The organism is Streptomyces sp. NPDC091416 (genome assembly GCF_044756845.1).
GTDB lineage: Bacteria > Actinomycetota > Actinomycetes > Streptomycetales > Streptomycetaceae > Streptomyces.
In genome coordinates this window covers 230,898-245,506 of sequence record NZ_JBIVTU010000010.1, presented here as the reverse complement: position 1 = coordinate 245,506, position 14,609 = coordinate 230,898, and the positions used below count along the sequence as shown (strand labels likewise).

Genomic DNA, 14,609 nt, shown 5'->3' with positions numbered 1-14,609 from the left:
GCAGGGCAGGGCTCGAATATTCGGTGTTCTGCCGACCAGCAAGGACGCAAGATGGTGCGCATGACTCTGGCCACCCCCGTACTGCACACCGCTCGTCTCCGGCTGCGCCCCTTCACCGACGCCGAGGCGGAGCCTCTGTTCGCGCTGCACAGCAGCACCCATGTGATGCGCTATTGGGACTCCCCGCCCTGGACCGAACGGACCCGTGCCGAGCGCTTCATCGCGATGTGCCGGAAGATGGCGGACGAAGGCACCGGGGCGCGGGTGGCCATCGACCGTGCCTCCGACGGGGCCTTCGTCGGCTGGTGCGGTCTGACCGGATGGGACCCGGACTACCGCAGCGCTTCGCTGGGTTATGTACTCGACGAGGCGTCGTGGGGCCACGGTTATGCGACGGAGGCCGCACACGCCTTGCTGGTGTGGGCGTTCGACACCCTGGATCTGAATCGGGTTCAGGCCGAGACCGATACGCGCAACGTGGCGTCCGCCCGGGTTCTGGAGAAGATCGGGTTCATGCGTGAAGGAACGCTGCGGGAAGACTGCGTCGTGAACGGCGAGGTGTCCGACTCGTGGGTGTTCGGATTGATCAGACGGGAGTGGCAGCCGTCGGCTGTTCCGGTGCCACCCGGCGAAGTGCGGCGTTGATCCGTTTCCGTAAGCGTCCGGGTCCGGGGACGATTCCCTCGTGCCGTCCACGGCCCACACGATCGGCTGTCTGTGGGCCGTCCGGAACGTTTTCCCCTCACCGGCGGTCCGAGCGCCCTGAGAACTGAACCTCCCGTCGCCACCGTCCGTTCGCGCGCGGCCGCGATCACGCGGAGACGCAGGTCGGGCGCCGGTGAGAAAGCCGGGGCGGGCGTCATAACCGACCTGTGCCCTTCTCGTTTCCTCTGTGGGTGCCAGCAAGTCCTTGGCATCGATCATCCAGTTGAATGGGAAGTTCGCACGTGAGGCCTCAGGCCACCGACACGCTTCACATCGCCCAGCAGCGCCGGACGGCCGACCGCACCGGCACCGGCCACCCCGCCCTGACGGCGTCGGCCGCCGAGCACGCGTCCACCGTCCGCCACCCCGGCAGGCACGGCCGTCCCGGGCACCACGCCCGTCCCGCCCTGCGCGCCGCCCTCGCCGCCACAGCCGAGGACGCCATCATCTACGACCTGGACGGCATCGGCCGGCAGTTCGCCGCCCTGCGCGCCGAACTACCGGGTGTCATCATCCGGTTCGCCATGAAGGCCTGTCCTGTCGGCGAGGTGCTCGACCACCTCGCCCGTCTCGGTTCCGGCTTCGACGCGGCCGGCCCGCAGGAGATCGTCGAGGCGCTGCGCACCGGCGCGGCCCCCGAATCGATCCACTACGGCAACACCGTCAAGTCCGACCGGAACATCGCCGAGGCCTACCGGCTGGGCGTACGCGACTTCGCCACCGACAGCGTGGAGGACGTCGCCGCGATCGCCGAACACGCGCCTGAATCACGGGTGTTCTGCCGCCTCGCGACAACCGGCCACGGTGCCCTGTGGGGCCTGAGCAACAAGTTCGGCTGTTCGCCCGAGGATGCCCTGCGGGTGCTCGGTGCCGCCCGGGCCTCAGGGCTGTTGCCCTCCGGCCTGTCCGTCCACGTCGGCTCCCAGCAGATGACGGCCGAGGCCTGGGGCGAGGCGATCGGGACGCTGGCCGCCCTGCTGGAGACGCTCAACCGGCACGGCATCGTCCCGGACCGGATCAACCTCGGGGGCGGGCTGCCTGCCCTCGGTGTCCTCGACCGGCGCGGCCGGCCACTGGAACCGCCGCTGGACAAGATGTTCACGGTGATCCGCGAAGGGATGGAACGGCTGCGCGACGTCAACGCCGCACCGCTGGACTTCCTGCTGGAGCCCGGCCGCCACCTGGTCGCCGATCACGGCGCGATCCGCGCCCACGTCGCCCGGCTCACCTCCCGCCATCGGCTCGACGGCAGCCGAGAGGACTGGCTCTACCTCAGCTGCGGAAAGTTCAACGGTCTGTACGAGGTGGACCAGTTGCAGTACCGCCTGGAGTTTCCGACCCATCCCGACGGGCAGTTCGTCAGCGCCGTGGTGGCCGGTCCGACCTGTGACAGTGACGACGCCTACGCACAGGACGGCCTGGTGCCGGTCCCCCGCACGATCGCCTCCGGCGACCCGGTCTGGGTCCACTCCTGCGGTGCGTACGCCGCCGCCTACGCCACCCAGGGGTTCAACGGCTTCTCGCCGCTGCCGTACACCTGCATCGGCGGCCCGGCGCCGGACGGTGAAGGCGCATGAGCGACACGCGGATCCGGCTGCTCCAGGAGGAGGACTGGGGCGAGTTGGTAGCTCTGGAGGAACGCGCCTATGCGGCGAGCGGGCTGTCGGAGGGAGAAACGGCGCTGCGCTCCCGCCACCGTGCCTCGCCCTCCACCTGCTTCGTGCTGGAGTACGCGGGCGGCTTCGGCGGCTACCTGCTCGCACTGCCCTACCCGCTCTTCCGCTGCCCGGCCCTGAGCGTGGCCGAGGAGAGCGAGTTCCATGGGAGCAATCTGCACGCCCATGACCTGGTGATCGCCGAGCGGGCACGCGGCAGAGGCCTGGCTCACCGGATGCTCCAGCATGTGGAGGAAGCCGCACGCGCGGCCTCCTGCCAGACACTTTCCATGGTCGCCGTGCGCGGCTCGCACGTGCTGTGGGCCGGGCTGGGCTACCGCGCCCGGCCCGAGATCCGGCTGCCCGCGAGCTACGGCGCCGAGGCGCTCTACATGACGAAGCCCCTGGAATTCGCCGACCCGGGCCGGCCACCGGCACCTCTTCCGGAGCCGGAGCGGGCTGACCCGAACGTGTCAGCCGCCCCCCTGTCCCGCCCTTCCTGACCGGCCACGGGCGCGTGGTCGTTCCTCCTCGGATTCCCGTACGTCATCGGGGCTCCGGGGAGCAGCCGCACCCATCGAACCTCGGGGCGCCATCGCGGTCGACCGGGGCGCCGGGACACCGGTCGGTCCGCAGCGGAACGGAGCGTGCGGCAGGCCCGGCGCGCCCTGGTGGTCCTCTGCCGCGCCGTCGGGCCATCCAGTCGTCGGGGGCCCGGGTCGTTGCGTGACTCGGCGCCTCAGTACCGCCAGCGGACCGCCTCGATGAGGTCCGCGTCGGTGTGTGTCGCGAACAGCCCGGCCTCCGCCCGCCGCACGGCCAGTACGGCTTCGTACAGTTCCGCGCCGAGTGCCTGTCGCAGCAGAGCGGACTTCTCGTAGGCGTCGGCTGCCTCCGGCAGGTTCGCCGGGAGGCGTTCGACGCTGCCGAGGGCGGCAGGGTCGCTCCGGGTCTCGGGAGGAAGGGGCAGACCGGCGTCGAGACCGGCGAGTCCGGCGGCCAGCACACCGCCGATCTCCAGGTACGGATTGGCGGTGGCGTCGAAGCACTTGAACTCGGCGTTGGCCTGCCGGGCGGTGGAACCGGCGATCAGGCGCAGCGCCGCCTCACGGTTCTCCAGGCCCCAGCAGCGGTAGGCCCCGGCGAAGCGGGACGGGACCAGGCGCAGGTAGGACGCGGCGCTGGGCGCGCCGAGGGCGAGCAGGGCGGGCAGCTCGGCCAGTACGCCCGCGAAGAAGTGCTCGGCTTCGGGGTGCAGCCCGTGACGGCCGGGGCCGCCGTGGCCGAGGTTTCGGCCCTCTCGCCAGAGGCTGAGGTGCAGGTGACCTCCGTTGCCGATCTCGCCCTCGGTGAAGACGGGCGCGTACGAGACGCGCAGACCGTGCCGGATGGATACGGCCCGGATGGTGTGGCGCACCAGCATCGTGGTGTCGGCCGCCTCCACCGGTCCTTCGGCGGCGACCGAGACCTCGAACTGTCCGGCGGCGTACTCGGGATGGAGCTGGAGGACGTCCAGTCCCTGCCCGGTGAGGGCGCGCAGCACCTCCCGCAGATAGTCGGAGTGCTCGACGAAACGGGTCATCCCGAACCCGGGCCCGACGGTTGCGGGGTTTCCGGCGGCGTCGGCCACCACCCACTCGATCTCGATCCCGGCCCGCATGGAGAGCCCGCGCCGCTCGACGGCCTCGGTGGCCCGGCGGGCGAAGCCGCGCTGGCAGCCGGGGTGCGGGGTGCCGTCCTGGGTGTACCGGTCGGCCGGGGCCCAGGCCCAGCCGGGCTGCGCGGCGAGCGGGGTGAGCCGGTCGAGGTCGGGTACGAGCCGCAGGTCGCCCATCGGGCCGGTACTCGAAGGCGTGGTGGTGAAGGAGTCGTCCACCAGGGAGACGTCGAAGCAGGGCAGGGCGCCGACACCGTACTGGGCGGCGTGTTCGAGTTGGGCGAGCGGGACGGATTTCACCCGGGTGAGCCCGGCGTTGTCGACCCAGCCGAACACCACCCCGTCGATTCCGTCGGCGGTGAGCTGGGCTGTGGCTGCCCGGGCCTGGGCGGCCCGTTCAGCCCGGGTGCGTGTGGTGGTCATGCCGTCCATGCTTGTGCTCGCGGCAGCGGTGCACCCTCGATTGCCGGGAGTTCACTCGTCCGTGAACGGACGGAGCAAGGGCGTGGGACAGGACGGGCGGCAACCTCTGAAACACGACGCCTTGCCTGCCCGGCTGCTCGCACCACGGGCACTCGTGTCGTCGGGGTTCAACGGGCTCCACAGCCCGCGAGTCATCGCGGTTCTGTCAGTCGGTCACGCGTGCCGGAGGCAGAGGGTTCCCCACTGGAAGCCTGCGCCGATCCCGGACAGCACGTAGACGTCTCCGGGGTGGAGGGAGCCCTCGGTGACGGTGGTGTGCAGTGCGGTGAACAGGCCGGCTGATCCGGTGTTGCCCAGCCGGTCGATGGTGATGGGGGCACGCTCACGGGGTACGCCCAGGGCACCCATGGCTTCTGTGAGGATGTTCAGGTTGGCCTGGTGCAGGAAGAAGTGCCGGACCTGGTCGATCGGCACGCCGGCGCGGTCCGCGGCGCTGATGATGCTCTCGGGCAGGCGCGTGGTCGCGGCGTTCCAGACGGCGCGGCCGTCCATGGACAAGTAGTGCTCTCCGGCGGCCACGGTGGCGGTGCTGGCGGGCAGCCGCGAGCCTCCCGCCGGGATCTGGACGTCGTAGGAGAGCCGCGATCCCAGGTCGTAGGAGAGCAGGCCCGCTCCGCGGGTGTCGGCCCGGGTGAGGACCACGGCTGCCGCGGCGTCCCCGAAGAACACTCCGGTGGTGCGGTCGGTGGGGTCGGTGATCCTTGAGGCGCAGTCGGCCGCGAGGAGCAGGATGGTGGTGATGGAGGGGTTCTGCAGGAGGTGGGCGGCGATCAGCATGGCCTGGATGCCGGAGGCACAGGCGGCCTGGGTGACGTCCAGGGACAGGGCACGGTGGGCGCCGAGAGCGTCCTTGACGATCAGTGCCGTCGACAGGAGCGGCTGGTCCCCGGTGTACGTGGCGACGATGACCGCGTCCAGTTGCGCGGGCCCGATGCCCGCGGCGTCCAGAGCCGGGTGCGCGGCGGCGACGCACATGTCGGAGGTCGCCAGAAGCGGGTCCAGACGGCGGCGTTCGCGGATACCGGTACGACTGGTGATCCATTCGTCGCTGGTGTCCAGGGTGCGGGTGAGCTCCTGATTGGTGACGACGGTCGGTGGCAGGTGCATTCCGGTTCCGACGACGGCGAAGGGAACGGACAGGCCGGCACCGGTCTGGTGGACAACGGGCTGGTCCAGGGCGACGGTCACTGGGCGGCCCTCCGTTCGGGCGCGTTCGGTGTTCGCCGAAGAATTCCCATATCGCATTCCTTTCCCTGCCGGTTCACACCTGCCCGGCACATTCAAGTCCGACATATTTCAACGCCGCCGCATCATGTCACGGAAATCTGATGTGAAGTTCACCCTCTAATCAATGAGAGTGAGAAAAGATTGGACTGCTTGACTTCACATAACCGGAAAGGATTTATAGCGCCGCACGTGGGCGGAGGACTATTACCGCGGTGATCGGCCTTTTGAGTACCTCTGCCGGGAAACGGGCGGTCAAGGATGCGCGGCAGCCGTGGACGTGGACGTGCCCAAGGACGGCACGGAGGCGAGCAGTGTGCGGGTGTAGGGGTGTTGCGGTGCGCGCAGGATCGTCTCGGTAGGGGCGCTCTCCACGATCCGGCCGTGCCGCATGACGGCCACGGTGTCGGAGACGTGGCAGACCGCCGGCAGGTTGTGGCCGATGAAGAGCACCGAGAGTCCGAGCCGTCGCTGGAGTGCGCGGATCGTGTTGAGGACGGAGGCCTGCACCGAGACATCGAGCGCCGAGGTGATCTCGTCGGCGATCAGCAGGCCGGGGTCGACCGCCAGGGCGCGGGCGAGGGAGACCCGCTGGCGCTGGCCGCCGGAAAGCTGTCGCGGCAGGCGGTCGGCGAGCCGGGGGTCCAGGCCCACGAGGCCGAGCAGCTCGCTGACGCGCTCGCTGCGGGCGGCCCGGTCGAGTCGGCGGAAGACGGTGGCCGCTTCGACGAGCGTCTGGCGGGCCGTCATCCGGGGATCGAGCGCGGTGCCCGGATCCTGGAGGACCACCTGGACGCGACGGCCGAGCCGGCGCCGGTCACGGACGGTACGCGTACGGGCCTCCCGGCCGTCGATCAGGACCCGGCCACCGTGCACGGGAACGAGGCCGACGATCGCGCCGGCCAGGCTGGACTTCCCCGAGCCGGACTCGCCCACGAGCCCGAGCGTGGTGCCGGACGGGATCTCCAGCGAGACACCGTCCACGGCGGCGAGGGCTGCGCGGGAGCCGGGGTGGCGGACGGTGAGGTCGGTCACCTGAAGGCGGGTCATGAAGCGGCCACCGTCCGCAGGACCGCTGTCTCCGGCTCCGGATGCCAGCAGGCGACGCGGTGGGTCTCATCGAACTCCTGCCACGGCGGCGCCTGCTCGGCGCAGTGGTCCCGGCGGCGCGGACAGCGGGGCTCGAACGGGCAGCCCGGTGCGGGCACGAGCGGGTCGGGCAGTGCGCCCTCGATCGTCGGCAGCGGCCGGCCGCGGTCGGCGGCGAGGTCCGGCACCGAGGCGACGAGGGCCCGGGTGTACGGGTGCCGGGCGCCGTCGGCGAGACGGTCGGCGGGCACGGCCTCGACGATGGTGCCCGCGTACATCACCAGGACCCGATCGCAGACCTCCCCCACGAGTGCGATGTCGTGACTGATGAACAGGAGCGCGGCGGAGGTGTCCCGCCGGATGTCGGTGAGAAGCCGGGTGATCTGCCGCTGCACGGTCACGTCGAGCGCGGTGGTCGGTTCGTCGGCGATGATCAGCCCCGGTCGTGTCATCAGCCCGGATGCGATCATCACGCGCTGGCGCTGGCCGCCGGAGAGCTGGTGCGGACGTGAGCGCAGCAGCGCCGGGGACAGCGCGACCCGGCGCAGGGCATCGGCGGCCTCCGCGGCGGCCTGCGAACGGCTCGCACCACGGTGGGCCCGGACGGCCTCGGTGAGCTGGGTGCCGATCCGCAGGGACGGGTTGAGCGCCGAGGCCGGGTTCTGGAAGATCACCGACAGACCCGTCGCGAGATGCCGGTCCCGCTCCCTCGGCTTCAGGGCGGCGAGGTCGGCCCCGAGCAGGCGCAGCGTGCGCCGGGACACCCGGGCACCGTAAGGGAGCAGGTCGGCGATGGCGAGCGCGGTGAGCGACTTGCCGGAGCCCGACTCGCCGACGAGCCCGACGGCCTCCCCCGGCCGCAGCGAGAGACTCACGCCGCGCACCGGCTGGATCGTGCCGTCCGGGGTGGGGAGTTCGACGCTGAGATCCTCGACCTGGAGGACCAGCCCGTCCTCGGCGGGGCCGCTCGGCGCGGGTGCCGGTGCGGGGCTGCGCGGCGCCGGGCCCCGGCGGGCGACACTCCCGGCCAGGGCCTCGCCGAGCAGTTGGAAGGTCAGCGCCGCGTAGAGGACGGCCAGCCCCGGGGCCAACGCGGGCAGCGGCTCGGCGTAGATCCGGTCGAGCCCCTGGCTGAGCAGCAGTCCCCAGTCATAGGCGGGCGGTTGGACGCCCAGTCCGAGGAAGCTCAGCCCGGAGAGGGCGACCAGGGTGGTGCCCGCCGCCGTGGTGGTGCTCAGGAGCAGCGGCTCCGCGATGTTGGGCAGGACGTGCCGCCACAGCAGCCGGTGGCGGCGCAGGCCCAGGACACGGGCCGCGGCCAGGTGGTCGGTGCCCGCGACTCCCGCCGCGAGTGTCTGGGCGAGCCGGGCGAATCCGGGGACGCCCGCCGCCGCGAGGGCCAGCACCGCCCCGGCCGTGCCCGCGCCGAACACGACCGCGAGGAACATCGCGACGAGGAGTGCCGGGAAGGCGAGCAGGAGGTTGATCAGCCCGGCGGTCAGCCGGCGGCCGCGCCGGCCGAGGACCGCCGTACAGGCCCCGACAAGGACTCCCGAGCCCGCACCGAGCAGGACCGCCGCCAGCGCGAGCAGCAGGGAGGGCCGGGTGGCCGTCAGGACCCGGGCGAGCAGGTCCCGGCCGAGGCCGTCGGTGCCGAAGGGGTGGTCGGCGGACGGGCCCCGGAGCACGGCCGAGGGGTCCGGGCGGTCAGCCGCCGCGCCCCAGACCGACGGGCCGGCCAGGGCGAGCGCGACGAGTGACACCAGCATGAACGCGGTGGCCCAGGCGAGGGGCGAGCGCCGGAAGCCGGAGGGAAGGCACATGGGTCACATCTCCCGGATGGCCGAACGGGGATCGAGTACGGCGAGCAGCACGTCGACGAGGAGGCCGGCGAGCAGCACGGTGGTCCCCAGGACCAGCACCATCGCCTGGACCACCGGGAAGTCCTGTGCGACCGCGGACTGGGCCATGGCGGAGCCGATGCCGGGCCAGGCGAAGACCTTCTCGACCAGCACGGTGCCTGCGATCAGGGCGGGCAGCAGACTGCCGGCGACCGTGAGCGCGGCCGTGGCCGTGTTCGGCGCGGCGTGCCGGAGGTAACGCCGCGCGGGAGACAGCCGTTTGCTCCGGGCGGTGCGCAGGTAGTCCTCGTTCAGCACCTTCAGCGCTTCCACCCGGACGATGCGGAGCAGGACGGCGGTGGGGGCGAGGGAGAGCGCGAGGACGGGCAGGACGAAGGACCCGGCGCCCGCCGCTCCGGCCACCGGGAGCAGGGGCAGGCCGACGGCCAGCAGCGCGGTGAGTCCGGCCGCCAGGACGAAGTCCGGCACTCCGGCCAGACCGGCGGTGACCGCGGTGAACGCCAGCTCGGTGCGCGGGCGGCGGCCGTCACGGGTGCGGACGGCGGCGAGCAGGCCGCCGGGCAGGGCGACGGCGAGGGTGACCACGAAGGCGAGGCCGGCGATCTCCAGGGTGGCCGGCAGCCGGGTGCGGATCATCTCCGCGACCGGTGTGCCGGTGACCAGCGAGGTGCCGAGGTCCCCGTGCAGGAGGCCGCCGAGGTAGTGCCCGTACTGGGACAGGAAGGGTGTGTCGAGCCCGAGGGCGTGTCTGCGGGCGGCCACCAGGTCGGGGGCCGCGTCGACGCCGAGTGCGGCCCGGACCGGATCGCCGGGGACGAGGCGGATCATCGCGAAGGACGCGGTGAGCACGGACGCGAGGGAGAGGAACAGCCGGACGGTGCGGCGGCCGAGGAACACCGTCCAGGGGTGCCGCAGCAGCAGGGGTACGGACATGAAGGGCCCTCGGACGCTGAGGTGGGCGGTCACTGGTGGAGCCGGATGCTGGTGGGAACGAGCCTGCCGCCGAAGGTGGTGGCGAAGGTGGTTCGGTAGCCGTACACGCTGCTCCGTCCTTCGGCGATCGGCAGCGCGTCGGCCGAGCGGAAGAGGGCGGCGGCCGCCCGGTTCCAGGTGCCGCATCCGGTGGTGTCGGTCTTCCGGAGTGCCTGGGCGACCAGGGCGTCGTACTCGGGGTTGGTCACTCCCGCGAAGTTGAGGCCCTGGGCGGGCGAGGAGCCGGAGAAGAAGGGGATGAAGCCGGCCGGCAGGGCGAAGCCGGGGGTACTGCCGACCACCACGTCGAAGTCGGCGGTCCGGTACATGGCGTTGACGAGGGCGGGCAGACTCTCGGCCACCAGGTCGACCTCGGCTCCGAGTTCCGTCCACTCCCGGGCCATCAGCTCGGCGACGGAGGGCAGGGTCGGGCCGAGGTCGGGGCTGGTGATCAGGCGGAGCCGGAGCGTCCGGCCGTCCTTGGTGAGCGGACCGGCGGCGGAGCGGGTCCAGCCGGCTGCACGCAGGGCCTCGGCGGCGTTGTGCGCGGGCAGGTTGGCGTCGGCGAGGTCGGCGTGGCAGACGGCGCCCTCGGCGCCGAAGTCGGTGGCGGGGCTGCCGGTGCCGCCGACGGCGACGTTGGCCAGGCCCCGGCGGTCGAGGGCCGAGACCAGGGCGCGGCGCAGCTCCCGGTCGGCGAGTACCCGGCCCCGGCGCTGGTTGAAGAACGTGAGCCCGACCACGGTCGCCACGTCGGCGGTGGTCAGGCCGTGGCCGGTGAGCCGGGCGCGGTCCGGCCCGCTCACGCTCGCGATGTCGACGCCTCCGGTGAGCAGCAGGTTCGCCGCTGTGGAGGACTGCGGCACCACCGAGATGACGATGTGCGCGGGCAGACCGGGGCGCGCCGTCGTCGCCCCGGCGGGGCCCCAGGAGTAGTCGTCGCGGACGGTGAACTCGTACGGTCCGCCGGGGGTGTAGCGGGTCAGTACGTAGGGGCCGGTTCCCTGGGTGGCACGGTCCAGCGAACCCGGCCGGTCCAGGCCTGTGGGGCAGACGATCGGCAGCAGACCGATGGTGCGGATGAGGAAGGGAAAGGGTGCGGCGGCGGTCGTCGACACGCTGCCGCTCCGGTCGTCGGCGATCGCGGTGAACGCGACGTTCGGGAGAACGGTCCGGGCGCCGGCCAGCTGGTTGGCCGGGTCCGCCGCATAGGTGAGCGCCCTGGCCACCGCCGAGGCTTTCAGGGTCGTCCCGTCGGAACAGGTGACGCCTGGGCGGAGGGTGAAGGTGGCCGTGGTGGTGGTGGCCTGCCAGGAGGAGGCCAGGCCGGTGACCAGGGTGCCGTCGGGGGCGAGGTTGACGAGTGAGTCGTAGGCGTAGTGGGCCTGGGCGGCGCCGAACGCGGAGTACGGGTCGAAGCTCGGCGTCTCGCTGGACTCGGCGATCCTGACGGTGCCCCGGGACACCGGGGGGGTGCTCGTCGAGGAGGTGGCGACGCCGCCGCAGCCGCCCAGCGCGACGGCCGAGACCGAGAGAGCGGCCGCCAGGGCGACCGGCGGAGTGCGTCGGAACATGGCGTCATGGTCGCACCGGGGCTTGGTCACGGTGACTCAACTGACGTGCGCGGAAGGCATGTTCGAACGTCACTAATCGCCGGGCGGCTTGGCCGGGGCCGTCGGGGACGACCGTGACAGTGATTCTCGATTCACCCGTACGAGGGGCGTGAGCGCGTCTCGTCTCACACCCACCGCTCCCGGTTCTGCGGCGGCGCACGACGGCGCACGGCGGGCGGACATAACACGCCCCGCAAGACCACGATCAGTTAATCGTTCTGCATGACGTCGGGCGTGTCGCTATTCAGGTTACGCAGGAAGATCATCACCACCCGCACGAGTGAATCAACAGGGGATCATTTGGCCCAGTCGGGCGAGGCTCGACTACCGTGATCACGGGATCGGACGGCGCATTCCGGGGTCCGGGAAATCGATTCGCTGGATGAGCCCGGATTTACGAGATGGAATGCTTCATTTCCGCCCGGCTGTGCACTACTTCGGTGTTCGCCGCTCCCGGGTTCCCTGTCATACGTATGCGTAGAGAGGACGGAGCATCATGCCGCCTGTAGTACCGCCTTTCCTGGTCGGCCTCATCGTCGCGCCATTGGCCAAACGTCTGCTCAAGCCCCTGGTGGGTGGAGTCGTCAAAGCGTCCGTCGGCATCGCGATGGAGGTGAAGAAGGCAGCTCAGGAGGCCGGGGAGAACATCCACGACCTCGCGGCCGAAGTGGCCGCCGACGTGGTGGCCGCCCAGATCGCCGCCGAGGAGGCCGAAGGCCACTCCGTGGACGGCCGGCCCGCCACCGGGCAGGGGGCCAAGGGGGAACCGAGGACCCCGAAGATCCGAGCGACCGCCGTCACCACCACCACCGGAAAGACACACTGACGGTCCGTAAGGAATACCGGCCGCCGTCAGGCGCGCACGCCGATCGATTTCGGCGGAATGCGTCCGGCGGCGGCCGTTGACAGGCCGTTCGCCCGTCGATATCCACCGTCCGCCATTTCTCGCTCCGTCGCCGTGATCCGTCGCGTCCGTGACGTATTTCCGCGACCTCCGCAAACAGGTGATCGTACACATGCCATCGCTCCTGGGTGCCGCCGCCGAATTCCGCTCCGTGGAATGGGGTGCGAGCCCGCGCTCGGTCACACCGGGCCGTCAGCGCTGGGACGTCAAGCTGGTCCTCGGACGCCCCCGGACGGCCGAGATCCTCGCCGCTGCACTGCGCCACATTCCCGGGATCACCGAGGCCCAGGCCAACCCCGTCACCGGCGGAGTACTCGTCCGGCATGATGCGCGGCTGCGCGCCACGGACATCGGCCGGATCATCCGCAGGACCGTCACCCGGGTGGCGGAGGAACCGGCGAGGGCGGGCGTCGCGCAGCGGCCCGGCGCAGCACCGGCGCCCCGGGCGGACCGCGGCACGGTCGTGCGTCCCGTACTCGCCGTCGGCGGCGGGGTCGCGGCCGGAGTCGCGCTGATCAAGGGCTCGGCACTGAGCAGGCAGCTGGTGGCCGCGGGCGGGGTGGCAGCGGCGACCGCGATCATCCTGCGGAAGGCCTGGCGCGGAACGGTCGACGCAACCCGGGAGGCGACCGGGCCCGGCACCGAGGGCCACCCCTTGCTGGAGATCACCGGCCCGCACCGGCGCCGCCTCTACCGGGCTGCCGCCCTGTCCGTCGCCTGCCAGGCCGCGGAGATCGCGCTCGGCACCTTCCTCGGCTGGACCGGGCTGGTCCTCATCAAGGGCGAGGCGGCTCCGCTGGTGAGCCTCGGCCTGACCACGGCCTCCGCTCAACTCTGGGGCCTGGCAGGACTGGTGACCATCGCCTGCGGCGCGGTGGCGGGCCTCTCGTACGCCTCGAACCTCCAGTGGCGCCGGCTCGGCCAGGACATCGAGCACGAGTGGCGGAGCCGCACGTACCGACACGTACAGCACCTCGAACTGGGACACCTGGAGGGCGAGCGGACCAGCAGGGTGGCCGGCACGCTCACCAACGACGTCGGCCAGCTGGGCACCTTCTTCGCCGGCCCGGCCAACGACGTGCTGCAACTCGGCACCAGCCTGGCCGTCCTGGTACCGGCGTTCCTGCTGCTGGCACCGCAGATCGCCTGGATCGCCTTCCTGCCGATCCCGTTCATCGCCTGGCTTTCTCTTCGCCATCAGGAGAAGGCCGCGGCGGACTACGCCGTCACCGGCGAGTGCCGGTCTCGGCTGGGCAGCCAGGTGATCAACTCCCTCGAAGCCGGTGCGACCGTCAAGAGCTTCTGCACCGAGGAGTACGAGGCCGAACGCATCGACGAACTGAGCGAGTCGGTCCAGGAGAGCAGCCGGCAGACCGACCGGAGCACGATCCGCCACGCCGAGACCGTCCGGTCCTGCACCACCGCATCCATGGCGGCGACCCTGCTGATCGGCGGACGTTCGGTGCTCAACGGATCCCTGCGGTTCGAGGTGTTCAGTCCGCTGATCGGGCTGCCTCAGATGCTGCTGATGCGGATGAGCCGGCTCGGCGGCATCGCCGACCAGTACCAGCGCACCCTCGCCTCGTACGACCGGCTCCAGCGGCTGCGCGCCCTGCCCGTCGAGGCCGACGGCGGCGACGGAACCCTCGACCTCGCCGAGGTGCGGGGCGAGGTCGTCCTCGACAAGGTCACCTTCGCCTACCCCGGCCGGCCGACGGCACTGAACGACCTCTCGCTGACCATCCCGGCCGGGCAGGTGACCGCCCTGGTGGGCGCCACCGGCTCCGGCAAGACGACGATCGCCAGACTGCTGATGCGATTCCAGGACGCCCAGTCCGGACGGGTACTGATCGACGGACGGGACATCCGGGACCTGCGGCGGCACAGCCTGCGCCACGCCATCGGCTTCGTCGCGCAGGACCCGTTCCTCTTCGACGGAAGCATCGCCGACAACATCCGCTACGGCAGCTTCGGAGCCTCGGACGAGGATGTGCTCCGGGCCTCAGCCATGGCCGAGGCCCACACCTTCATCGCGACACTGCCGGACGGCTACGACACCCTGATCGGTGAGCGCGGTGCCGCGCTCTCCGGCGGCCAGCGGCAGCGGATCGCCCTGGCCCGCGCGATCCTCAAGAACTCGCCGGTAGTGATCCTCGACGAGGCCACCTCCGCCGTGGACAACGAGACCGAGGCCGCCATCCAGCGCACCCTGCGCGGCTTCGCGGCCGACCGCACGATGGTCGTCATCGCCCACCGTCTCTCCACGGTCCGCCACGCCGACCGCATCTACGTCATGGACAAGGGCGGCATCGTCGCCGAACAGGGCACCCACAACGAACTCCTCGCCCAGCACGGACTCTACGCATCCCTCTGGCAGCTGCAGGCCGGCGAACTCGCCGCCTGACCGCGGAAACAAGCCGCCCCGCCCGCCGATCGCGTGACACC

The 14,609-nt window shown here is 71.5% G+C and carries 11 protein-coding genes; 5 read left to right on the top strand and 6 right to left on the bottom strand.

Annotation, left to right across the window (positions count from 1 at the left end; translation table 11 throughout):
* Positions 1-60: 60 nt before the first annotated feature.
* From ACIQMX_RS28240 to ACIQMX_RS28230, 3 genes are all read left to right on the top strand, one after another.
* A complete protein-coding gene (locus ACIQMX_RS28240) occupies positions 61-645 on the top strand; it encodes a GNAT family N-acetyltransferase (RefSeq protein WP_402482402.1) in 585 nt (194 codons plus the stop codon).
* Between the two features lie 287 nt (positions 646-932).
* Positions 933-2,282 carry a type III PLP-dependent enzyme gene (locus ACIQMX_RS28235; protein WP_402482188.1) on the top strand — a complete coding sequence of 450 codons (1,350 nt, stop codon included), beginning with the start codon at positions 933-935 and terminating at the stop codon, positions 2,280-2,282.
* Positions 2,279-2,863: a GNAT family N-acetyltransferase gene (locus ACIQMX_RS28230; RefSeq protein ID WP_402482185.1), complete on the top strand. Its 585-nt coding sequence runs from the start codon at positions 2,279-2,281 to the stop codon at positions 2,861-2,863. Before ACIQMX_RS28235 ends, ACIQMX_RS28230 begins: the two co-directional genes overlap by 4 nt.
* Positions 2,864-3,099: 236 nt before the next feature.
* Here the strand turns inward: ACIQMX_RS28230 and ACIQMX_RS28225 are convergent, their stop codons facing one another.
* From ACIQMX_RS28225 to ACIQMX_RS28200, 6 genes are all read right to left on the bottom strand, one after another.
* A complete protein-coding gene (locus ACIQMX_RS28225; RefSeq protein WP_363073764.1) occupies positions 3,100-4,440 on the bottom strand; it encodes a glutamine synthetase family protein in 1,341 nt (446 codons plus the stop codon).
* A gap of 213 nt (positions 4,441-4,653) precedes the next feature.
* Positions 4,654-5,688, bottom strand: coding sequence for a 3-oxoacyl-ACP synthase III family protein (locus ACIQMX_RS28220; RefSeq protein ID WP_402482182.1), 1,035 nt, complete (start codon positions 5,686-5,688; stop codon positions 4,654-4,656).
* Between the two features lie 291 nt (positions 5,689-5,979).
* Positions 5,980-6,774: an ABC transporter ATP-binding protein gene (locus ACIQMX_RS28215; RefSeq protein WP_402482180.1), complete on the bottom strand. Its 795-nt coding sequence runs from the start codon at positions 6,772-6,774 to the stop codon at positions 5,980-5,982.
* The gene (locus ACIQMX_RS28210) at positions 6,771-8,636 is read right to left on the bottom strand and encodes a dipeptide/oligopeptide/nickel ABC transporter permease/ATP-binding protein (protein WP_402482177.1); all 1,866 of its coding nucleotides are present in this window, start codon (positions 8,634-8,636) and stop codon (positions 6,771-6,773) included. Before ACIQMX_RS28210 ends, ACIQMX_RS28215 begins: the two co-directional genes overlap by 4 nt.
* Positions 8,637-8,639: 3 nt before the next feature.
* Complete coding sequence (locus ACIQMX_RS28205) at positions 8,640-9,608, bottom strand: ABC transporter permease (protein ID WP_363073756.1); 969 nt, start codon at positions 9,606-9,608, stop codon at positions 8,640-8,642.
* Positions 9,609-9,637: 29 nt separating this feature from the next.
* Positions 9,638-11,221 carry an ABC transporter substrate-binding protein gene (locus ACIQMX_RS28200; protein WP_402482174.1) on the bottom strand — a complete coding sequence of 528 codons (1,584 nt, stop codon included), beginning with the start codon at positions 11,219-11,221 and terminating at the stop codon, positions 9,638-9,640.
* A gap of 535 nt (positions 11,222-11,756) precedes the next feature.
* Between ACIQMX_RS28200 and ACIQMX_RS28195 the strand changes: the two genes are divergently transcribed.
* Positions 11,757-12,086, top strand: coding sequence for a DUF5132 domain-containing protein (locus tag ACIQMX_RS28195; RefSeq protein ID WP_402482171.1), 330 nt, complete (start codon positions 11,757-11,759; stop codon positions 12,084-12,086).
* A 190-nt stretch (positions 12,087-12,276) separates the two neighbouring features.
* A complete protein-coding gene (locus tag ACIQMX_RS28190; RefSeq protein ID WP_402482168.1) occupies positions 12,277-14,568 on the top strand; it encodes an ATP-binding cassette domain-containing protein in 2,292 nt (763 codons plus the stop codon).
* Positions 14,569-14,609: the final 41 nt, after the last annotated feature.